22 protein-coding genes are annotated in these 20,883 nt (G+C 67.3%); 13 read left to right on the forward strand and 9 right to left on the reverse strand.

The annotated features are described in order from the left end of the window. The first annotated feature begins 7 nt into the window (after positions 1 to 7). Positions 8 to 2,854 carry a M16 family metallopeptidase gene (locus CLG96_RS10105; protein WP_107967766.1) on the forward strand — a complete coding sequence of 949 codons (2,847 nt, stop codon included), beginning with the start codon at positions 8 to 10 and terminating at the stop codon, positions 2,852 to 2,854. Further along, a complete protein-coding gene (locus tag CLG96_RS10110) occupies positions 2,851 to 3,159 on the forward strand; it encodes a hypothetical protein (RefSeq protein WP_341476949.1) in 309 nt (102 codons plus the stop codon). The genes CLG96_RS10105 and CLG96_RS10110 overlap by 4 nt, the downstream gene beginning before the upstream one ends. 36 nt (positions 3,160 to 3,195) lie before the next feature. Here CLG96_RS10110 and CLG96_RS10115 read toward each other — a convergent pair whose 3' ends face one another. From CLG96_RS10115 to CLG96_RS10135, 5 genes are all read right to left on the reverse strand, one after another. Further along, on the reverse strand, positions 3,196 to 4,278 hold the full coding sequence (locus tag CLG96_RS10115; RefSeq protein WP_107967768.1) for a 5-(carboxyamino)imidazole ribonucleotide synthase: 1,083 nt from the start codon (positions 4,276 to 4,278) through the stop codon (positions 3,196 to 3,198). Beyond that, positions 4,275 to 4,730 (reverse strand): 5-(carboxyamino)imidazole ribonucleotide mutase, encoded by a 456-nt coding sequence (purE, locus tag CLG96_RS10120; RefSeq protein ID WP_107968072.1) that lies wholly within the window; start codon positions 4,728 to 4,730, stop codon positions 4,275 to 4,277. The genes CLG96_RS10115 and purE overlap by 4 nt, the downstream gene beginning before the upstream one ends. A 33-nt stretch (positions 4,731 to 4,763) precedes the next feature. Continuing rightward, complete coding sequence (gene gpmA, locus CLG96_RS10125) at positions 4,764 to 5,450, reverse strand: 2,3-diphosphoglycerate-dependent phosphoglycerate mutase (protein WP_107967769.1); 687 nt, start codon at positions 5,448 to 5,450, stop codon at positions 4,764 to 4,766. A gap of 167 nt (positions 5,451 to 5,617) precedes the next feature. Then, positions 5,618 to 6,742: a M14 family metallopeptidase gene (locus CLG96_RS10130; protein WP_107967770.1), complete on the reverse strand. Its 1,125-nt coding sequence runs from the start codon at positions 6,740 to 6,742 to the stop codon at positions 5,618 to 5,620. Beyond that, entirely contained in the window at positions 6,739 to 7,335 is a 597-nt protein-coding gene (locus tag CLG96_RS10135) for a DUF4136 domain-containing protein (protein ID WP_107967771.1), read from the reverse strand. Before CLG96_RS10135 ends, CLG96_RS10130 begins: the two co-directional genes overlap by 4 nt. A 173-nt stretch (positions 7,336 to 7,508) precedes the next feature. Between CLG96_RS10135 and ykgO the strand changes: the two genes are divergently transcribed. Then, on the forward strand, positions 7,509 to 7,634 hold the full coding sequence (gene ykgO / locus CLG96_RS10140) for a type B 50S ribosomal protein L36 (RefSeq protein ID WP_004210176.1): 126 nt from the start codon (positions 7,509 to 7,511) through the stop codon (positions 7,632 to 7,634). Between the two features lie 170 nt (positions 7,635 to 7,804). Here the strand turns inward: ykgO and pyk are convergent, their stop codons facing one another. After that, positions 7,805 to 9,262, reverse strand: a complete 1,458-nt coding sequence (gene pyk / locus CLG96_RS10145) for a pyruvate kinase (RefSeq protein ID WP_107967772.1) — start codon at positions 9,260 to 9,262, stop codon at positions 7,805 to 7,807. A gap of 82 nt (positions 9,263 to 9,344) precedes the next feature. Here pyk and CLG96_RS10150 point away from each other — a divergent pair, with 82 nt between their 5' ends. From CLG96_RS10150 to CLG96_RS10195, 10 genes are all read left to right on the forward strand, one after another. Continuing rightward, on the forward strand, positions 9,345 to 9,653 hold the full coding sequence (locus tag CLG96_RS10150; RefSeq protein WP_107967773.1) for a DUF1244 domain-containing protein: 309 nt from the start codon (positions 9,345 to 9,347) through the stop codon (positions 9,651 to 9,653). Between the two features lie 103 nt (positions 9,654 to 9,756). Then, positions 9,757 to 9,999 (forward strand): DUF2312 domain-containing protein, encoded by a 243-nt coding sequence (locus tag CLG96_RS10155; protein ID WP_107967774.1) that lies wholly within the window; start codon positions 9,757 to 9,759, stop codon positions 9,997 to 9,999. 90 nt (positions 10,000 to 10,089) lie between these two features. Then, positions 10,090 to 10,410: a heavy metal-binding domain-containing protein gene (locus tag CLG96_RS10160; protein WP_107967775.1), complete on the forward strand. Its 321-nt coding sequence runs from the start codon at positions 10,090 to 10,092 to the stop codon at positions 10,408 to 10,410. 84 nt (positions 10,411 to 10,494) lie between these two features. Next, on the forward strand, positions 10,495 to 11,238 hold the full coding sequence (locus CLG96_RS10165; protein WP_107967776.1) for a YebC/PmpR family DNA-binding transcriptional regulator: 744 nt from the start codon (positions 10,495 to 10,497) through the stop codon (positions 11,236 to 11,238). Positions 11,239 to 11,272: 34 nt separating this feature from the next. Next, positions 11,273 to 11,770 carry a crossover junction endodeoxyribonuclease RuvC gene (ruvC, locus tag CLG96_RS10170; RefSeq protein ID WP_107967777.1) on the forward strand — a complete coding sequence of 166 codons (498 nt, stop codon included), beginning with the start codon at positions 11,273 to 11,275 and terminating at the stop codon, positions 11,768 to 11,770. Continuing rightward, positions 11,767 to 12,363 (forward strand): Holliday junction branch migration protein RuvA, encoded by a 597-nt coding sequence (gene ruvA, locus CLG96_RS10175; RefSeq protein ID WP_107967778.1) that lies wholly within the window; start codon positions 11,767 to 11,769, stop codon positions 12,361 to 12,363. The genes ruvC and ruvA overlap by 4 nt, the downstream gene beginning before the upstream one ends. 64 nt (positions 12,364 to 12,427) lie before the next feature. After that, positions 12,428 to 13,459: a Holliday junction branch migration DNA helicase RuvB gene (ruvB, locus tag CLG96_RS10180; protein ID WP_107967779.1), complete on the forward strand. Its 1,032-nt coding sequence runs from the start codon at positions 12,428 to 12,430 to the stop codon at positions 13,457 to 13,459. Positions 13,460 to 13,543: 84 nt separating this feature from the next. After that, positions 13,544 to 14,440, forward strand: coding sequence for a tetratricopeptide repeat protein (locus CLG96_RS10185; RefSeq protein ID WP_107967780.1), 897 nt, complete (start codon positions 13,544 to 13,546; stop codon positions 14,438 to 14,440). Continuing rightward, the gene (locus CLG96_RS10190; protein ID WP_107967781.1) at positions 14,440 to 15,063 is read left to right on the forward strand and encodes an LON peptidase substrate-binding domain-containing protein; all 624 of its coding nucleotides are present in this window, start codon (positions 14,440 to 14,442) and stop codon (positions 15,061 to 15,063) included. Before CLG96_RS10185 ends, CLG96_RS10190 begins: the two co-directional genes overlap by 1 nt. After that, positions 15,060 to 15,239: a Trm112 family protein gene (locus CLG96_RS10195; RefSeq protein WP_107967782.1), complete on the forward strand. Its 180-nt coding sequence runs from the start codon at positions 15,060 to 15,062 to the stop codon at positions 15,237 to 15,239. The genes CLG96_RS10190 and CLG96_RS10195 overlap by 4 nt, the downstream gene beginning before the upstream one ends. A 36-nt stretch (positions 15,240 to 15,275) precedes the next feature. Here CLG96_RS10195 and CLG96_RS10200 read toward each other — a convergent pair whose 3' ends face one another. The 3 genes from CLG96_RS10200 to polA are packed head-to-tail and all read right to left on the reverse strand — an operon-like array spanning position 15,276 to position 20,816. Further along, positions 15,276 to 16,493 (reverse strand): UbiH/UbiF/VisC/COQ6 family ubiquinone biosynthesis hydroxylase, encoded by a 1,218-nt coding sequence (locus CLG96_RS10200; RefSeq protein WP_107967783.1) that lies wholly within the window; start codon positions 16,491 to 16,493, stop codon positions 15,276 to 15,278. Positions 16,494 to 16,536: 43 nt separating this feature from the next. Next, positions 16,537 to 18,072, reverse strand: coding sequence for a lipopolysaccharide biosynthesis protein (locus tag CLG96_RS10205; protein WP_107967784.1), 1,536 nt, complete (start codon positions 18,070 to 18,072; stop codon positions 16,537 to 16,539). Further along, positions 18,069 to 20,816, reverse strand: a complete 2,748-nt coding sequence (gene polA / locus CLG96_RS10210) for a DNA polymerase I (RefSeq protein ID WP_107967785.1) — start codon at positions 20,814 to 20,816, stop codon at positions 18,069 to 18,071. Before polA ends, CLG96_RS10205 begins: the two co-directional genes overlap by 4 nt. Positions 20,817 to 20,883: the final 67 nt, after the last annotated feature.

Below are 20,883 nucleotides of genomic sequence, written 5' to 3' on the forward strand. Positions count from 1 at the left end.
AATTCAGATGCGCCGATCCTTTCTCGTCCTGCTTCCGTTTTTCGCTTCGGCCGTCAGCATTTCCGCCATCGCTGCTGCGCCCCCGTCCTTCGCGGCGACGCAGGCCGTTCCCACCGCCGATCTCGTCGCCCATGTCGATATCCCCTATCGCCAGTTCATGCTGAAGAACGGGCTGCGCGTGGTGGTGCACACCGATCGCAAGGCGCCGATCGTGGCGGTTTCCGTCTGGTATCATGTCGGATCGAAGGATGAGCCGAAGGGTAAGACCGGCTTCGCCCATCTGTTCGAGCATCTGATGTTCAACGGATCGGAAAATGCTCCAGGCGACTTTTTCGAGCCGCTCAAGCGGATCGGCGCGACCAATCTGAACGGCACCACCTCCTTCGACCGGACCAATTATTTCGAAACGGTGCCGACGCCCGCGCTCGAAACCGCCTTGTTCCTGGAAAGCGACCGCATGGGCCATCTGCTCGGCGCGGTGACGCAGCAGACTCTCGATAATCAGCGCGGCGTCGTCCAGAATGAGAAAAGGCAGGGCGACAACCAGCCCTATGGTCTCGTCCGCTATGCGTTGTTCGAGGGGCTGTTTCCCGAAGATCATCCCTATCGCCATGCGACGATCGGATCGATGGCCGATCTGGACGCAGCCAGCCTGGATGATGTGAAGAACTGGTTCCGCGCCAAATATGGGCCGAACAATGCCGTGCTGGTGCTGGCCGGCGATATCGATGTCGAAACCGCCAAGCCGCTGGTCGAGAAATATTTCGGGGATATAGCAAGCGGGCCGACCGTGCCGCGCATTCCGGCGCCGGTGCCGACTCTGGCCGCGCCGAAGAGTGAGACGCTGCACGATCGCGTCGCCACTACGCGAATCTATCGTGCCTGGACGGTGCCGGGGCTGGCCGATCCGGACCGGGTGCCGCTCTCGGTCGGTGCGGCGGTGCTGGGCGGCCTTTCCAGCTCGCGGCTCGACAATATCCTCGTGCGGCAGGAGAAGATCGCGGTCGCCGTCTCGGCGGGCACCTCTCCCTTCGAGAGCGTGGGCCTGTTCCAGATATCGGCGGATGTGAAGCCGGGCGTCGATCCGGCGTTTGTCTCCCGCCGGCTGGACGAGATTGTCGCGCAATATCTCAAGGAGGGGCCGACCGCGGATGAGGTCCAGCGCGTCGTGACGAGCCAGGTCGCGGGCGAGATTGCCGGGCTGGAGGCGATCGGCGGCTTCGGCGGCAAGGCCGTGGCGCTGGCGCAGGGTGCGCTCTATTTCGACGATCCGGGCCGCTACAAGAAGGATCTTGCGGCCTATGCAGCGGTAACGCCCGCGGCAGCCAGGGCGGCGCTTGCCAAATGGATCGGCCGGCCGGCCTATCAGCTCACCGTCGCACCCGGCGAGCGCGGCGCTTATGAGGAGGCGAAGAAGGCGGATGAGGCTAAGCCCGCCGCGCCGCCCGTGCCGGACCAGCCGCAGGCGAAGCCCGCGCCGCGCAAGGTGACGATGCCGGAAGTAGGTAAGATCCCCGACTTCGATTTCCCGGATGTCGAGCGGACGAAGCTCTCCAACGGCATAGGGATCATCTATGCCCGGCGCGCCGCCGTGCCGATGACGCGCGTGCAATTGAGCTTCGATGCCGGCAATGCCGCCGATCCGAAGGACCGGCTGGGCACCCAGTCGCTGATGCTGGCGCTGCTCGACGAGGGGACCAAAGGCCGCAGCTCGGTCGAGATCGCCGAGGCGCAGGAGCGGCTGGGCGCATCGATCGGGGCGAGCGCCTCGATGGACCGCACGAGCATCGGCCTGTCCGCGCTCACGCCCAATCTCGCGCCGTCGCTGGATCTGCTCGCCGATATCGCGCGCAACCCCGCCTTCGCGCCTGCCGAGGTGGAGCGGTTGCGCGGCCAGCAGCTCGCCCGCATCGCGCAGGAAATGGCACAGCCTCAGGGCCTTGCGCTGCGCGCGCTGCCGCCGCTGCTTTATGGCGAGGCGCATCCTTATGGTGCGCCTTTCACCGGCACGGGCGATCCGGCGGTGGTGGCGAAGCTGACGCGCGACGAACTGATCGCCTTCCATCGGCGCTGGCTGCGGCCGGACAATCTCACCATCCTGGTGGTGAGCGACGCGCCGCTGGCGGATCTCGTGCCGCTGCTCGAACGCAATTTCGGCGACTGGGCGGCGAGCGGGCCGCGCGGCACCAAGGATTTCGCGGTAGCGACGCCCGCCGTCACGCCGCGCATCCTTCTGATCGACCGGCCGGGATCGCCCCAGTCGCTGATCCTGGGCGGCGCGCTGCTGCCGGTGAAGGGCAGGGACGAGCTTCTGCCGCTGCTTGCGGCGAACGAGGTGCTGGGCGGCGATTTCCTGTCGCGGCTCAATATGGACCTGCGCGAGAGCAAGGGCTGGGCCTATGGCGCGAGCAGTTCTGTCAGCCGTGTTGCGGAAACCGTGCCCTTCATCGTCTCAGCTCCGGTGCAGGCGGACAGGACGGGCGCCTCGATCGCGGCGATGGTGGCGGACATAGGCGAATTCGTCACCAGCAAGGGCGTCACCCAGGCGGAGCGCGACCGCACGATCACGGGCAATGTCCGCGAGCTTCCGGGCGGCTTCGAGACGGCATCGGCCGTTCTTTCGGGCATGCAGAACAATATGCTCTATGACCGGCCGGACGATTATTATGACGGCCTCGCCGATCGCTATCGGGCGCTCGGTGCGGCGGATCTGGACCGGGCGGCGCGTGCCGCCTTCGATCCGGGCAGGCTCATCTGGGTGGTCGTGGGGGATGCGAAGACGGTGCGGCCGCAGCTTGATGCGCTCAAGCTTCCGGTCGAGACGGTCGCGGCCGCGAAACAAGGGAAAGAATGATGTCGAACGTGGATGGCGCCTGGGATTGCGTGGTGAAGTCGCCAATGGGGGACCAGCCATTCGTGCTGACCGTGAAGAGCGCGGGCGACCGCTTCTCCGGATCAGCTTCGGGCGCGCTGGGATCGCTGGAGATTCCCGACGGGATGGTCGAGGGCGACACGATCAAATGGTCGATGTCGGTGAAGGCGCCTTTTCCGACGACGGTGCGCTGTCAGGCGAGCGTGTCGGGCGATCGGATCGAGGGCGATGTGATCGCCGGGATTTTCGGCACCTTCCCGGTGACGGGCGTGCGGATGCCGGCCTGATCTTCCCATGGCCGCCCGGAGGCGGGCAGGGGATTATCAGTCGAAGAACAGCCGGGTCACATGGCCCATCTTGCGGCCGGGGCGGGGATCGCCCTTGCCGTAGAGATGGAGATGCGCGCTGCGTTCCGCGAGGATCGACAGCCAGTCATTGGCGGCAGCCCCGATCAGGTTGCGCATCTCGACGCGATTCGCCGCCAGCGCGGTCGATCCGAGCGGAAGCCCGCACACGGCGCGGATATGATTCTCGAATTGCGAGGTGATCGCGCCTTCGATCGTCCAATGGCCGCTATTATGGACGCGCGGCGCCATTTCGTTGAACACCGGGCCCTCGGCGCCCGCGAAAAATTCGAATGCCATCACGCCGACATAGCCGAGCGCATCGGCGATGCGCCGCGCGAGTGCCGAGGCTTCCCCGAGCTGATCGAGAACGATGCCGCTGGAGGGCACGGTCGACAGATCGAGGATGCCGGCGGCGTGGAAGTTGGTGACGGGATCCCACAGCGCCGTCTCGCCATCCGCGCCGCGCGCGAGGAGGATTGAATATTCGCGGTCGAAGGCGACGAAGCCTTCGAGGATGGCCGGAGCCCCGCCGATCGCTTCCCATGCGGCCCCAGCATCGTCGGGGTGCATGATGCGGGCCTGACCCTTGCCATCATAGCCCATGCGGCGCGTCTTGAGGATGGCGGGCGTGCCGATCGCGGCCAGCGCCTCCTTCAGCCCATCGAGCGAGTCGATGGCGCGATAGGGGGCGGTGCGCCCGCCCAGGCCGGTGACGAAGTCCTTTTCGTTCAGCCGGTCCTGCGCGACTTCGAGCGCGCGCGGCGTGGGATGAATGGGCGTGCAGCCGCCGGCCGCCCCGAGCCGGACGAGTGCTGCCGCATCGACATTCTCGAACTCATAGGTGACGACATCGACCCGCGCGGCGAAGGCGGCGAGCGCCGCATCATCGTCATAGCGGCCCTGCGTCCAGGCGGCGGAAACCTCGGAGGCGGGCCCGCTCGGCTCGGGCGCATAGATGTGGCAGCGATAGCCGAGATTGGCCGCCGCCATCGCCAGCATCCGGCCGAGCTGGCCGCCGCCCAAAATGCCGATGGTGGAGCCGGGCGGAACAGGCTTCATTCGGGGTCGATCGCCACATTCTCGGTCTGCTTCGCACGCCAGGCGTCGATCCGGGCGGCGAGCGCGGGATCGGCGGTGGCGGCGATGGCGGCGGCGAGCAGGCCGGCATTGATCGCGCCGGGCTTGCCGATGGCGAGCGTGCCCACCGGAATGCCGCCGGGCATCTGGACGATCGACAGCAGGCTGTCCATGCCCTTCAGCGCCTTTGATTCCACGGGCACGCCGAGCACGGGCAGCCGCGTCATCGACGCGGTCATGCCCGGCAGATGCGCCGCCCCGCCAGCACCGGCGATGATCGCGACCAGCCCGCGATCGACCGCCGATTTGGCATAGTCATAGAGCCGCTCGGGCGTGCGATGCGCGGAGACGACCTTCGTCTCATGCTCCACGCCGAGCTCGGTCAGTATGTCGGCGGCATGGCGCATCGTCTCCCAATCGGAGCGGCTGCCCATGATGATGCCGATACGCGCCACGATGATGCCTCCTCAGCGCTCGGAGAGATAATAGCGGTCGAGCGCGTTCAGATCCTCGTCCAGCTCATAGACGATCGGTTGGCCGGTCGGGATTTCGAGGCCGGTGATCTCGGCGTCGCTGATGTGCGAGAGATGCTTGACCAGCGCGCGCAGCGAATTGCCGTGCGCGGAGATGACGACACGCTTGCCGGCCTTGAGCTCGGGCGCGATCCGCTGCTCCCAATAAGGCAGCACGCGGGCGATCGTGTCCTTCAGGCTTTCGGTGTTGGGGATGGCGATGCCGGCATAGCGGCGGTCGCGGCCGAGATCCCATTCGCTGCCGGCTTCGAGCACGGGCGGCGGCACATCGAAGCTGCGGCGCCAGATCTTGACCTGCTCGTCGCCATGGCGGGCGGCGGTCTCGGCCTTGTTGAGGCCGGTGAGGCCGCCATAATGGCGCTCGTTCAGCCGCCAGTCCTTCTCCACCGGCAGCCACAGCCGGCCCATTGCTTCCAGCGCGATGTTGAGCGTCTTGATCGCGCGCGTTTGCAGGCTGGTGAAGCAATAATCGAAATCGAGCCCCTTGGAGGCCATCAGCTCGCCCGCTTCCTTGGCTTCGGCGATGCCCAGCTCGGTCAGGTTGACGTCCCACCAGCCGGTGAAGCGATTTTCGAGATTCCAGGCCGACTGGCCGTGGCGGATCAGGACGAGCGTGGGCATGAGGCGCGATCTCCCGTAGATTTCGGCTCGCCTTAGCGGGCAATGGCGGGTTCGTCATCCCCGCCATTGCCCAACCGTAAGCCCGTCCTGGGACGCGCTCGCTACCGGCGTGCGCTCACCCTGAGCGCGGTAATTCCTGAACGGCGCTTCGAAGGGGGGATGTCGGCCTAGCGTTTCAGATCGTCGATCATCTCGTAGAGCGTGCCCAGGCAGTCGCGGGCGAGCTGGATCGAGCGTTCGGGCGACCAGCCATGGACGGCATCGGGCAGATCCTCATTGTCCTTGAACGGCATTTCCAGCGTCATCGCGACCGCTCCGAAGCGGTTGGCGAGCTGGTTGGTGGACATGGATAGATTGGCCTTGCCGGGCTCCGCCGCCTGATAGCCCCGGGCCGTCTGGAAATCGGGCGAGCGGCGGGCGAGCGTGTCGCGGAAGCGATGGTAGAGCGCGCCCTGGCGATCGGTCCAGTTGGGGATGCCCTCGAAACCGGCGATGAAGACATAGGGGATCGCCTCGTCGCCATGCACGTCCATCGCGAAATCGACGCCGGTCTCGTCCATCTTCGCGCGGACATGAAGCACTTCCGGGCTGCGCTCGGGCGAAGGCTCGTGCCATTCGCGATTGAGGTTCACGCCCGCCGCATTGGTGCGCAGATGGCCGCGCCGCGATCCGTCCGGATTCATATTGGGCACGATATGGAATGTCGCCTTGTCGCGCAGCGCGCGGGCGACCGGATCATGTTCATCGGTCAGCCGTTCGAGCGCGCCTTCCATCCACCATTCGGCCATCGTCTCGCCCGGATGCTGGCGGGCATAGAGCCAGATCTGGAGCGGCCCGTCGCCGATTCGCAGATAGTCCATCTCCTGGCCGTCCAGCGTGCGGCCGAGCGATTCATAGGCGACGCCGGGAAGGCCGGCGATGGTGGCGACCAGATCATGGTGCCGCTCCATCGAATAGGGCGCGAAATAGGCGAACCAGACATTGTCCGTCTCGGGCGTGTGACGGATGGTGAGAATGCCGTCCGCATAGTCGGTCGGCACGCGCGTCCATGCGTCGCGGTCGCTCGACACGCAGGCCGAATAGCCGGGCCAGCCGTCCGGATAGGCGGATTCGCCCGCATTCAGGATGCGCAGCGTCACCGGCCGGCCGGCCGCCCCGGTCAGGCGGAAATGGAACCATTGGTAGAAATCGGACAGATGATCGGCGACGATCTCCAGATCGAACCGGTCCTCCTCCTGACCCGCGACCCGGATATTGCCGCTGTCGAAGGCGGCGGAAATGGCTGCACTCATTTTATCGTTACCGTCCTGCCCGATTCACCTGGAAAATCCTTGAACAATGCCGCGGCCAGCCGGCGCGCGGTCGCGGCCGGATCGGCCGCAGGGCTGCCGGCCTGCGCCTCGGTCAGGGCACGGCCTTCCCATATCACCGTGCCTTCCGAGCGGCGCTTGATCTGCACGGCAAGCTCGGTCGCGACGATCTCGCGCGAACGCGGCCGGCCGAGGGGGAAGCTGATCCCGCCGCTGACGCCGACATTTCCGCCGAACGACCCCCCGCCTATGCCGACGGAGACGGGCGAGCGTTCGGCCAGCGCCTCGCGCGTGCCGCGCGTGATGTCGATTATGGCGATCAGCTCCGAGCGGGCGAGGCCCGGCGTGATGACGAAGCCATGCTGTGCGAGCTCGGCGGAGACGGCGCCGGCATAGTTGCCGAATTCCAGGCTGGAACGAGCCTTGGGATCGCGCGGCTCGACGCTGATCTGGGCGGTGGCGATGGGCTGGCCCAGATGGAATCGGGTCACGCGCGTTTCGGGCGCGTTCGACGCGCAGCCGGCCAGCGCCAGCGCGGCGCCGAAGGCGGCGGCACGAAACAGGGTTACGGTCATTCTCCCTCTCCTTTGGACGGACGAATTTCTCCTGTGCCGATCGGAACGCGCGTTCAACGGATTTTGCTGCATCGGCCGAGAATTGGGTGCGTGACTTGACTCATTACGCCCCGCCGCATAGGGGAGCGCCTCATTTTTCAACATCCAGACCAGAACAGGCAGGCGTTTCGGCCATGAAGATCCGCAATTCCCTGAAGTCCCTCAAGGGACGTCATCGCGACAATCGCGTGATCCGTCGTCGCGGCCGCACCTACGTCATTAACAAGACGAACCGTCGCTTCAAGGCGCGCCAGGGCTGATGCCCCGGCCCGGCCGCCTGTGAGGCGGCCGGCTTAACTGACGGAAAATGGCAACGCCGCCCGTGTATCGACACAGGCGGCGATTTGTCATGTCCGGTTTCCGTGACCCATCGGCAGGCGCTTCCTCCCCTCATCCCCGCTGATGCCGGATGAGGGGAGGGGATTGCGGCTCAGCCCGTATAGCCGTCGAGCTCCTGCCCGGTCAGCCGCTGGACATGGAGCATGTTGGTCGATCCGGGCGTGGCGAAGGGCACGCCGGCCATGATGATGATCCGCTCGCCGGCCTTGGCGATGCCATGGTGCAGCGCCATGCGCTTGGCCTTGGCGACCATTTCCTCGACACTGGCGATATCCTCGGTGCGCACCGCATGCGCGCCCCACAGCAGGCCCATGCGCCGCGCCGTCTCCTCCTTCGGCGTCAGCACGAGCAGCGGCACGGAGGGGCGTTCGCGCGCGATCCGCCGCGCGGTCGATCCGGACAGGGTGAAGCAGATAATCGCCGCCGCGGACACGGTGCGCGCGATATCGCCGGCCGCGGCCGCGAGCGCGTCCGCGGTGGTGGCGTCGGGCACCGTCTCGGTGAAATGGATGCGCGCCGCATAGCCGGGATCGCCTTCCACCGTGACGGCGATGCTGTCCATCATTGCGACCGATTCGGCCGGCCAGGAACCGGCAGCCGATTCGGCGGACAGCATGATCGCGTCCGCACCGTCATAGATTGCGGTGGCGACGTCGGACACTTCGGCGCGCGTCGGCGTCGGCGCCTGGATCATCGATTCGAGCATTTGGGTGGCGACCACCACCGGCCGACCGAGCCGGCGCGCCGTCTCGACGATGCGCTTCTGGAGCGGCGGGACATTCTGTGGCGGCAGCTCGACGCCGAGATCGCCGCGTGCGACCATCACCGCGTCCGCCAGCTCCAATATCTCCTCCAGCCGATCGACCGCCGCGGGCTTCTCGATCTTGGCAAGCAGCGCCGCCTTGCCGCCGATCAGGCGGCGCGCCTCCGCCACGTCCTCGGGCCGCTGGACGAAGGAGAGCGCGATCCAGTCGGCCCCCTGATCCAGCGCGAAATCGAGGTCCGCGCGATCCTTCGGCGTCAGCGCCGCCATCGGCACCACCACGTCGGGGACGTTCAGGCCCTTATGATTGGAAAGCGCGCCGCCGACCTCGACCTTGGTCTCGACCTGGCCCTCCTCCATGGCGGTGACGCGCAGCACCAGCTTGCCATCGTCCAGCAGCAGGCGCGCACCCACCTCCAACGCCTCGAAAATTTCGCTATGCGGCAGCTCGACGCGAGTTGCGTCGCCCGGCGTGGAATCGCGGTCGAGGATGAATCGGTCGCCCGTGCGCAGCGTCACCACGCCGTCCGCGAACTTGCCGACGCGCAGCTTCGGCCCCTGAAGGTCGAACAGGATGGTCGTCGGCCGGCTGAATTCCTTCTCCAGCGCGCGAATCGCCGCGATTACGGGCGCCTTGTCGGCATGGGCACCATGGCTCATGTTGATGCGGAAGGCATCGGCGCCGGCCACGAAGAGCTTGCGGATCATTTCCGGCGAGTTGCTGGCGGGTCCGAGCGTTGCGAGCACACGGACCTTGCGGCTGCGGGGCGCGATCTGGATCGGCACAAAAATCCTCTCAGAATGGCTGCGTTGTCGCGCATGCAACTAGGCTATTGCTCGTAAGGATCAACCACGGAGTTTCGCCCCCATGTTTACATCCGATCATATCGCCGAGCTGGACGACGCGACCGCGGCGGCCGCCTTTCGCCGGCTCCTCCCCCATCTGCGGCATCGCAGCGACGCACAGAATGTCGATCTGATGGGGCTTGCCGGCTTCTGCCGTAACTGCCTGGCGGACTGGGTGAGCGAGGCGTCCGGCGGCCGGCTCGACAAGGAGGCCGCGCGGCATATCGTCTATGGCATGCCCTATGCCGAATGGAAGGAGCGTTACCAGCAGGAGGCGACCGAGGAGCAGCTCCGGCGCATGGCGGAGAGCGTGGCGCGCAACCGCCCCTGACGATTCGGTGGGTTTTTCCGCTCGATCGGGCGATCGAATCCTTGAGCCGTCCCGTCCCGTCCCTTAGAGGCGGCCCCTTCATACCAATGCGGGAAGGGGTTTCATGTCGGACGACAATGTCGCGGCGGATCAGCTGCGCCTGTTCATCGAGCGGATCGAACGGCTCGAGGAGGAAAAGAAGGGCATGATGGACGACATCAAGGACGTCTATCTCGAAGCCAAGAGCCAAGGCTTCGATCCCAAGACCATGCGCTCCGTCGTTCGCCTGCGGAAGATGGAGAAGGATGCGCGCGACGAGATGGACGCGCTGCTCGAAACCTATCGCAACGCGCTCGGCCTGCACTGATCCTTCGGGGCGGGCCCGTCCGGGCCGGGGTGACAGCGCCCCCGGACAGGTCCAGCATGGGTGCGGACGGGAAGCAGAAGGAGGCCGCCGATGATCGTCACCACCACGCAGAGCGTCGAGGGCCGGCAGATTACCGCTTATCTGGGTGTTGTCACCGGCGAGGTGATCGTCGGCGCCAACATCTTCCGCGATCTCTTCGCGGGGATACGCGACATCGTCGGCGGCCGATCGGGCGCTTATGAAAACGCCCTGCGCGGGGCGCGCGAACAGGCTTTTGCCGAGCTGGAGGCGGAGGCCGCCGCGCTCGGCGCGGGCGCGGTCGTCGGCGTCGACATCGATTATGAGGTGATCGGCAAGGACGGATCGATGCTGATGGTGTCCGTCTCGGGCACGGCCGTCCGGCTGGCATGAGTCGGCGGCCCGGTTGAAGCCTCCGGCTGCCGGGGTTAGAGCAGCGCCGGCGAAGGACTATCGAAAAGAGGCGAGCGACGGCACATGGCCGGCCATTCCAAATTCAAGAATATCATGCACCGCAAGGGTGCGCAGGACAAGAAGCGCTCGGCGCTCTTCTCCAAGCTCAGCCGCGAGATCACGGTCGCGGCCAAATCGGGGTTGCCCGATCCGGCGATGAACGCGCGACTGCGTTCCGCCGTGCTCGCCGCGCGCGCGGGCGGCATGCCCAAGGACAATATCGAGCGATCGATCAAGAAGGCCGAGGGCGGCGAGGGCGATGCCTATGAGGAGGTTCGCTACGAGGGCTTCGGCCCGGGTGGCGTGTCGCTCATCATTGAGACGCTGACCGACAACCGCAACCGCACGGCGACCAATGTGCGCACCGCCGTTTCCAAGAATGGCGGCAATCTCGGCGCGGGCGGCTCGGTCAGCCATGGCTTCGACCGGATGGGCCTGATCAACTATCCGGCGAGTGCGGGCGATGCCGACAGGGTGTTCGAGGCCGCGCTGGAGGCGGGGGCCGAGGATGTGACCTCCACCGAGGAGGGGCATGAGATCTGGACCGCGCAGGATGCGCTCCATGAGGTGCTCAAGGCGCTCGAGCCTGTGCTCGGCGAGCCCGAGGGCGCGAAGCTCGCCTGGCGGCCGCAGACGATGGTTTCGATCGGCGAGGGCGAGGCGGCGCAGCTCTTCAAGCTGATCGACGCGCTCGACGATGATGACGACGTCCAGACCGTCTGGGGCAATTATGAGGTTCCGGACGAGGTGATGGAGAAGCTGGGTTGACCTCACGCCCCTCTCCGCCGGAGGAGAGGGAGGCATGATCCTGATCGGCCTCGATCCGGGGCTGGCCTGCACCGGCTGGGGCGTGATCGCCGCGGACGGCAACCGCCTCGGCCACATCGCCAACGGCCAGATCAGGACGGACGCCGCGGCGCCCTTGCCCGACCGTCTGGTCGCGCTGCACGACGCGCTGGTGGACATGCTGCTCAGGCATCGGCCCGATGGCGCGGCGGTGGAGGAGGTGTTCGTCAACGCCAATCCGCAATCGACGCTGAAGCTCGGCCAGGCGCGCGGCGTGATCCTGCTCGCTGCCGCGCGGAGCGGGATAAGGGTAGGCGAATATGCCTCGCGGCTGGTGAAGAAGGCGGTGGTGGGAACCGGAGCGGCGGAGAAGGCGCAGGTGCATGCGATGGTGGCCCGGCTGCTGCCCGGCGCGAAGATCGCCGGATCGGACGCGGCGGATGCGCTGGCGGTGGCAATCACCCATGCGCATCATCTCGCTTCCGCAAAGGCCCGGGCGAGGATCGTCGCATGATCGCGCGTCTCGCCGGCCGGCTGGCCGAATCGGCGGCGGACCATGCCGTGGTCGATGTCGGTGGCGTTGGCTATCTCGTCCATCTTTCCGCCCGTACGCTGGGCGCGCTCGGGCCCGTCGGCGGATCGGTGACGATCTTCACCGAGATGCAGGTGCGCGAGGATGCGATCACCCTCTTCGGCTTCGGATCGGCGAGCGAGCGGGACTGGTTCCGCCTGCTGACCTCGGTTCAGGGTGTCGGTGGCCGGCTGGCGCTCGCCATTCTCTCGGTGCTCGATCCGCTGGAGCTTTCGCGCGCGGTGGCGGGCGGGGACCGGGCGATGGTCGCGCGTGCTAACGGCGTAGGTCCCAAGCTCGCCCAGCGCATCGTCAACGAGCTGAAGGACAAGGTGGGTGGCGTGGCACTCGGGCCGGCGGGTGCGGTGCCCGTGGCGCGCGGCGGAGCCTCGGCCGATGCGCTGTCGGCGCTCGCTAATCTCGGCTTCCGCCCGGCCGAGGCATCGGCGGCGGTAGCGGCGGCCGAGGAGGAGTTGGGCGACGGCGCCAGCCTCGACGCGCTGGTGCGGCTGGCGCTCCGCAAGGCGGCGAAGTGATAATCAGCCCTCTCCCCCGAGGGGAGAGGGGGATTTATGCTGGGCTTTAGGCTATTGATTCTCCATGACCGATACCGATCGCCTGCTCACTACTAGCCGCCGTCCCGAGGATGTGGACGCGGCGCTGCGGCCCAAGTCGCTCGAGGATTTCGTCGGCCAGAAGGCGGCGCGCGAGAATCTGCGCATCTTCATCCATGCGGCGCGCGAACGCGGCGATGCGCTCGATCATGTGCTGTTCTTCGGGCCCCCCGGCCTCGGCAAGACCACGCTCGCGCAGATCATCGCGCGCGAGATGGGGGTCGGCTTCCGCGCCACGTCGGGCCCGGTGATCGCCAAGTCGGGCGATCTGGCGGCGTTGCTCACCAATCTCGAGGATGGCGACGTGCTGTTCATCGACGAGATCCACCGACTCCAGCCGGCGGTGGAGGAGGTGCTCTATCCGGCGATGGAGGATCGCGCGCTCGATCTGATGATCGGCGAAGGGCCGTCGGCGCGCTCGGTGCGCATCGACCTGCCGCGCTTCACCTTGGTAGGCGCCACCACGCGGCAGGGGCTGATCACCACGCCGCTGCGCGACCGTTTCGGCATTCCGGTCCGGCTGCAATTCTATACGGTGGACGAGCTGGAGCAGGTGGTGCGCCGCGCCGCCGGGCTGCTCGACCTGCCAATCTCTCCCGATGGCGCGCGCGAGATCGGGCGGCGCGCGCGGGGCACGCCGCGCATCGCCGGCCGGCTGCTGCGCCGCGTGCGCGACTTTGCCAATTTCGCGGGTGCCGCGATCGTCGACGAGAAGGTGGCCGATGCCGCGCTCAACCGGCTGGAGGTGGACGGGCTCGGCCTCGACGCAATGGACCGGCGCTATCTCCACATGATTGCCGACATCTATCGCGGCGGACCGGTGGGCGTGGAGACGCTGGCGGCGGGGCTTTCCGAGCCGCGCGACACGGTCGAGGAAGTGATCGAACCCTATTTGATCCAGCTCGGGCTGATCGCGCGGACGGCGCGAGGACGCTGCCTCAATGCGCGCGGATGGAAGCATCTCGGCCTCAATCCCCCGCCCGAGGCGGGGCAGGACGGGCTGTTCGACGGGGTTTGATCCCCCCGGGGCTTGGCACCACGGCGCGCACGCCCACATAAGGGGCATAAGGAATATAGGGAGCAATGCGTGGCGACGTTGGGAATGAGTGCGGCCGACCGTGATGCGATCGAGGCCTTCAAGCGCGACGTGATCGAGCCGTCGATGACGTCGCTCGTGATCCTCGATTTCTGGGCGGAATGGTGCGGGCCGTGCAAGACGCTGACGCCCGTGCTGGAAAAGGTCGCGGCCGATTATGCGGCCAAGGGCGTCAAGCTCGCCAAGATCAATGTCGACGAGAATAAGATGATTGCCGCGCAGTTTCGCGTGCAATCCATCCCCACAGTCTATGCCGTGTTCCAGGGCCAGCTCGTCGCCGATCTCACGCCCGCGCGCACCGAGTCGCAGCTCGGCCGGATGCTCGACCAGATATTGCGCCAGCTTCCGATCCAGGCGCCGGAGCAGGAGCAGGCGGCCGACATCGCGTCGCTGGTCGTGATGGGCGAGGAAGTGCTCGCCGCGGGCGATGCGGCGCGCGCCGTGTCGATCTTCGCGCAGATCACGGAGATGGCGCCGGAGGAGCCGGCGGTGATCGCGGGCCATGCGCGCGCGCTGCTCGCCGCGGGGCGGGCGGAGGAGGCGCAGGCGCTGATCGACGCGGTGCCGGAGGACAAGGCCAAGGATCCGGCGCTCGCCCAGGCGCGTGCCGCGCTGGCGCTGGCGAAGGAAGCGCAGCCGGTGGACGATCTCGCCGGGCTGGCGGCGCAGGTCGCGGCCGATCCGGACGATCATGAGGCGGCCTATCGGCTGGCCGGCGGCTATATGGCGATCGGCGACAGGGATGCGGCGGCGGACGTGCTGCTTGCCAGCATCGCGCGTGATCGCAACTGGAACGAGGGCGCCGCGCGTCAGCGGCTGTTGACGCTGTTCAACGCGGTCGGGCTTGAGGATCCCTGGGTCAGCGCGCAACGCCGCCGTCTTTCCGCCGTGCTGTTCACCTGATGGCGTCGAGCGGCAACCGGCTTTCCATCTTCCCTCTGGGCGGGGCATTGCTGTTTCCGCGTTCGCATCTGCCGCTGCACATATTCGAGCCGCGCTATCGCGCGCTGGTGACGGACGCACTCGCCCGCGATCGGCGGATCGGCATGATCCAGCCGCGCGACCGGAACGAGCCGCCCGCGCTGTTCGATGTCGGCTGCGTCGGCCGGATCGCCAAGGTCGAGGCGCTGGATGACGGCCGGTTCAACATCGTGCTGGAAGGGCTGACCCGCTTCCGTCTGCTGAGCGAGATCGACGCCGCCACCCCCTTCCGCCAGATCGAGGCGAGCTTCGAGGGCTTTGACGACAGTGTCCCGCCGCCGCCGCTGGCGAGCGTGCTGCGCGCGGAGCTGGAGCGCGAATCGCGCCGGTTCGCGGAAGCGCGCGGCTATGTGCTCGATTGGGATGCGGTGAGCCGGCTGGACGATGAAGCGCTCGTCAACGGCATTGCCCAGATCGCGCCCTTCGATGTCGCCGCCAAGCAGGCGCTGCTGGAGACGCCGACGATCGCGGAGCGGGCGGACCTGCTCGTCCAGTTCCTCAATTTCTTCGCGCGCGGCGACGAGGATGATACGACGCTCCAATGAACGATGGTCTCGACCCCGATCTGCTTGCGATCCTCGTCTGCCCCGTCACGCGCGGGCCGCTGCGCTATGACGCGCAGGCGAGCGAGCTGATCTCCGAGGCGGCGGGACTCGCCTTTCCGGTCCGGGATGGCGTGCCCGTGATGCTGGTGGAGGAAGCAAGGCAGGTTGCGCCATAAACTTCCCCGTTGCCCCTGCCTCCGCAGGGGCAACGATTAGACCAGCTGTCCGCGCAGCAGCCTGGGCAACTCGCCCGATTCGCCGCGTGCTTCCGCCATGAACAGCGCCTTGAGCGGGGGCAGGCGCTGAACCATTCCCAGCCCGAAGCGGCGGACGGCGGCCGCCGCCGGGCCGGGTATGCCGAACAGCCGGGTGAGCCCGTCGGTCGCGGCGGCAACCATGAAGGTGTCGAGCGACCGCCAGCGTTCATAGCGCGCGAGGAGCTGCGCATCGCCCGGATCGAGGCCGAGCCGCGCGCCATCGACCAGCACCTCGACCAGCGCCGCTGCGTCGCGGAAGCCGAGATTGACGCCCTGGCCCGCAATCGGATGGATGCCGTGCGCCGCATCGCCGGCCAGCGCCAGCCGCTCGCCTGTGATCCGCGCGGCATGATGGAAACCGAGCGGATAGGCGCTGCGCGGGCTTGCCACCCGGAGCGCGCCGAGCATGCGCCCCATCCGCTTCTCCGCCTCTGCCAGAAAGGCGCGGTCGGGCAGGTTCAGCATGGCATGCGCATCCGACGCCTTCACCGTCCAGACGATCGCCGAGCGGGGTCCGCTCTCATCGTCCGGCAGTGGCAGCATGGCGAAGGGGCCGGCGGGGTAGAATATTTCGTACGCGATCTGCCCGTGCGGCCGTTCATGGCCGATCGAGGCGATGATCGCGGCATGATCGTAGCGCCACCGCGCGACATTGATTCCGGCGGTGTCGCGCGTCGGCGAATTGCGCCCCTCCGCGCCGACCAGCAATCGGGCATGAAGCATGCGGCCGTCGGTGAGCGTCACCGTCACGCCCGTGCCGTCGCGCTCCACCCGCTCGGCGCGCGCGGGCATCAGCAGCGTGACATTGGCGGCTTCCTCCGCCGAGGCGCGCAGCATGCCGCGCAGGATACGATTCTCGAACATGTGGCCGAGCGGGCCTTCCTCCGCGCTCGGGTCGAAGATCAGCGCCTGGGGGGAGAGGCCGTCGCTCACCCGGATCGATTCGATCGGGCAGCCGAAGGGCGCCAGCCGCTCGCCCACGCCAATCGCATCGAGCATGCGCCAGGAGGCGCTGGAAACCGCCGAGGCGCGCCCGTCGAAGCCGATGGCGAGCGTCGCCACCGGATCGGCCGGATCGATGACGATGCTCGAAAGGCCATGCGCGTCGAGCGCGGTGGCGAGCGCCAGGCCGACCAGCCCGCCGCCGAGGATGATGACGTCGCTTCTGTCCATCGCCCACCTCTAGGACAGGCGGACGCGGATGAGAACCATCGCCTCAGCTGGAGGCAGGTTTTCCCGGCGATTTCATGCGGAAAAGGACGCGATCCTCATGCGTGAAGCCGCGATACCAGATCACCGCGCCATAGCTCAGCAGGATGAGCGGGATGCCGAAGATCAGCTCGGCCCATTCCGGAAGCTGTGTCGCGGCCGCGCCGACCGCCGCTCCCACGATCGCGGCATGGACCAGCGCCCAGCGCCAGCCCTGCACCGGCGCGCCGAGCAGTCGGGCGAGAAGGCGCGCCTTGAGGATCGAGGCGAGGCCGAGCGCGAGCATCATCGCGATCGCCGGGCCGGCGGCGGCGAACAGGTCGTCGCGCATCGGCACATGCCCGTCCAGTGCTGCATGGATGCCATGTACCAGCGCGAAGCTCAGCCCCGCCTGCACGCCGATCATGCCGAGCGATATCAGCAGGTTGCGCTTGCGTGCCACATAGATCAGCGCCGATTCCGAGACGACGGCGGTGGCCGCCACCACCTCGGCCGCGAGCAGGAAGGCGAGCGCGCCCGTGCCGCTGACGAAGGTGGGGCCGACAAGGCCCATCACCGCCTCGCCCGGAATGCCGAGCGCGAGCGCGATGCCGGTCTGCGCGGCGAGAATCCAGAAGCCCACCTGGCGCACCTGCTTGGCGACGGCGGCCTTGTTCCCCGCCTCCAGATTCTGGGTGATGACGGGGCCCAATATCGGATCGAAGCTGGTCTTGAGCTTCTGCGGCAGCGAGGCGACCTGCTGCGCGACATAATAGATGCCGACAATGGCGGGCGAGAAGAACAGGCCGAGTATGGCGATGTCGAGCCGGCGCGAGCCCCATTCGATCGCGTCCGCGGCGGCGAGCGGCACGTTGCGCTTGGCGATGCCGAGCAGCCGGCTCGGCTGCGGCCGCCAGCCGCGTGGGCGGCCGTAGCTGCGCATCAAGGGCCAGATCGAGGCCGCGAGCGCCGCGACCACCGAAAGCACATAGGACAGGATCAGCCCGTCGCGCAGCGAATACCAACTCAGCGCCAGCGCGCCGATGCTGATCGTCCAGGGCTCGACGATCGAGCGCGCCATGACGGTGGCGCCGATATCCCGCCGATAGGCGAGGGCGGAGAGCGCTATGTCCGACCAGGCGAGCGCGAAGATGGTGAGCGGAAGCAGCGCTTCCGACCCGAACATGTCGCTGTTTGGGAACATCATCTGCGGGAAGAGGGCGAGTATGCCCGCCGCGATCGCGGAGGCGAGGGCGGCGACCAGCATCGCATCCCATACGACATGGACATGCGGCCGCTCGGTGCCCGAAAGCTGCTCAGCCAGCCCGCGCTTGAGGCCGAGCGTCGCGATCTGCGCGGCGAATTCGACGACGATCACGGCATAGGCGAAACGGCCCAGCGCGTCCGCGCCATAGATGCGGCCCGCCACGAACAGGAAGGGCAGCCGCGCCGCCAGCCGGATCAGGAAGCCGAAGAAGTTGGTGCGGCCGCCCTTGGCGAGGACGGCGATGTCCTCCCCGGGCTTGAGCGGCGGCGGCGCACCCCGCGCCGGATGCGCCGTCAATGCGCGGCGCCCCAGCTATGGCCCGTGCCGATTTCGACGCCGAGCGGCACCGAAAGGCGGATGGCGGGCTCGGCGGCCGTCTCCATCACGCGGCGGATCACCGCGCTGGCGGCGGGAACATCGCTCTCGGGCAGCTCGAAGACGAGCTCGTCATGGACCTGGAGGAGCATTGTCACGTCGGCCAGGCCGGCTTCGGCGAGCGCGGGCCCCATGCGGACCATGGCGCGCTTGATGATGTCGGCGCTCGTCCCCTGGATCGGCGCGTTGATCGCCTGGCGCTCGGCCGCCTGCCGCTCGCCCTGCTTGGACGAACGGATGCCGGGCAGATGCGTCTTGCGGCCGAAAAGGGTGGTGACATAGCCCTGCTCGCGCACCTTGGTGAGCGTTTCGGCGATGTAGCGGTTGATGCCGGGGAAACGATCGAAATAGCGGTCGATCATCGCCTGCGCCTCGATGCGATCGACCCCCAGCCGCCCGGCCAACCCCCAGGAGGAGATGCCGTAGAGGATCGCGAAATTGATCGTCTTGGCGCGCCCGCGCGTCTCGCGGTTGACCTCGCCGAACAGCTCCATCGCGGTGAGGTTGTGAATGTCCTCACCTCTGGCGAAGGCGTCGCGGAGCGCGGGCACCTCGGCCATGTGCGCGGCGAGACGGAGCTCGATCTGCGAATAGTCCGCTGACAGGATCAGCTTGCCGGGGGCGGCGACGAAGGCGTCGCGGATGCGGCGGCCGATCGCGGTGCGGATCGGGATATTCTGCAGGTTGGGATCGGTGGAGGAAAGCCGCCCGGTCTGCGCGACGGCGAGGCTGAAGCTGGTGTGGACGCGGTTGGTGGCCGGATTGATCTGCGCCTGGAGCGCGTCGGTATAGGTGCTCTTGAGCTTGGCGAGCTGGCGCCATTCGAGCACCTTGGCGGCGATCTCCGCGCCGTCGCCGGCGAGCCGCTCAAGCTCGTTCACGTCGGTCGAATAGACGCCGGTCTTGCCCTTGCGTCCGCCCTTCAGGCCGAGCCGATCGAACAATATCTCGCCCAGCTGCTTGGGGCTGCCGATGGTGAAGGGGCTGCCGGCGAGGGCGTGGATTTCCGCCTCCAGCCGGGCGATCTCGCCCGCGAACTCGCCCGACAGGCGCGCCAGCTCCTCGCGATCGACATGCACGCCGGCGCGCTCCATTTCGGCCACGACGGGCACGAGCGGGCGATCGACCAGCTCATAGACACGCGTCGCCGCCTCTGGCGACAGGCGGGGCTTGAGCTTGCGCCACAGGCGGAGCGTCACATCCGCATCCTCGGCGGCATATTCGGTCGCCCGGTCGAGCGGCACCTTGTCGAAGCTGATCTGATTCTTGCCCGTGCCGCACACCGTCTTGAACTCGATGCAGGCATGGTCGAGATGGCGCATCGCGAGATCGTCCATGCCATGCGCGGTGAGCCCGGCATCGAGATCATAGCTGAGCAGCATCGTATCGTCATAAGGCGCGACATCGACGCCGTTGCGGCGCAGCATGACCAGATCATATTTCAGATTCTGGCCGATCTTGAGCGTCGCCGGATCCTCAAGCAGCGGCTTGAGCTTCGTCAGCACCAGATCGAGCGGAAGCTGCGCGGGCGTTTCGCTGAGCAGCCCGTCGCCGGTGTGGCCGACGGGGATGTAGCAGGCCTTGCCCGGCGCCGTGGCGAGGCTCACCCCCACCAGCCGCGCGCGCATGCAGTCGATATGGTCCGTTTCGGTATCGACCGCGATCATGCTGGCCGCGAACCCGTCCGCGATCCAGCGGTCGAGCGCCTCCTCGGTGACAACCGTTTCATACTCCTTATGGACGAAGGGCGGCTCCGCCTCCTCCGCGATCGCGGCGGGCGCAGACACGGGCTCGGCCGAGGGACCGCCGACCTTGAGCAGCAGCGAGCGGAAGCCCTGTTCCTCCAGGAAAGCGCGTAGCGGCTCGGGCGGCAGGCCCTTCAGCGCCAGATCGTCGAGCGGCTCGGGCAGCGGCTGATCGCAGACGAGCCGCACCAGCTCGCGCGAAAGCCGCGCATTGGCGGCATGGTCGATCAGCGACTGGCGCAGCTTGGGCTTGGTGATCGTCTCCGCATTGGCGAGTACCGCCTCGACATCGCCGAACTGCTGAATGAGCTGCGATGCGGTCTTGGGCCCGATGCCCGGCACGCCGGGAACATTGTCGACGCTGTCGCCCATCAGCGCCAGCACCTCGCCGAGCTGCGCGGGCGGCACGCCGAATTTCTCGACCACATAGTCCGCGCCGAGGCGGCGGTTGTTCATCGTGTCGAGCATGTCGAGCCCGGGCTCGATCAGCTGCATCAGATCCTTGTCGGAGGAAACGATCGTCACCTGCCAGCCCTTGGCGAGTGCGGCCTTGGCATAGCAGGCGATGATGTCGTCCGCCTCCAGCCCCGGCTGTTCGATGCAGGGCACCGAAAAGGCGCGGGTGGCATCGCGGATCAGCGGGAATTGGGGAACGAGATCCTCAGGCGGCGGCGGCCGGTGCGCCTTGTACTTGTCGTAGAGATCGTTGCGGAACGTCTTGGACGAGGCATCGAAGATCACCGCCAGATGCGTCGGCCCGTCCGCCTTGTGGAGATCGTCGACCAGCTTCCAGAGCATGGTGGTGAAGCCATAGACGGCGCCAGCCGGCACGCCATGCCGGTTGGTGAGCGGCGGCAGCCGATGATAGGCTCGGAAGATATAGCCCGAGCCGTCGACGAGATAGAGATGGTTCGTGGTCATGAAGGCCCGCGATGTAGCAAGGCCGCGCTCCGCTTGCCAGCGGCGAGGCAGGGCATAACGAGACGGA

The organism is Sphingomonas oleivorans, assembly GCF_003050615.1.
Taxonomy (GTDB): domain Bacteria; phylum Pseudomonadota; class Alphaproteobacteria; order Sphingomonadales; family Sphingomonadaceae; genus Sphingomonas_H; species Sphingomonas_H oleivorans.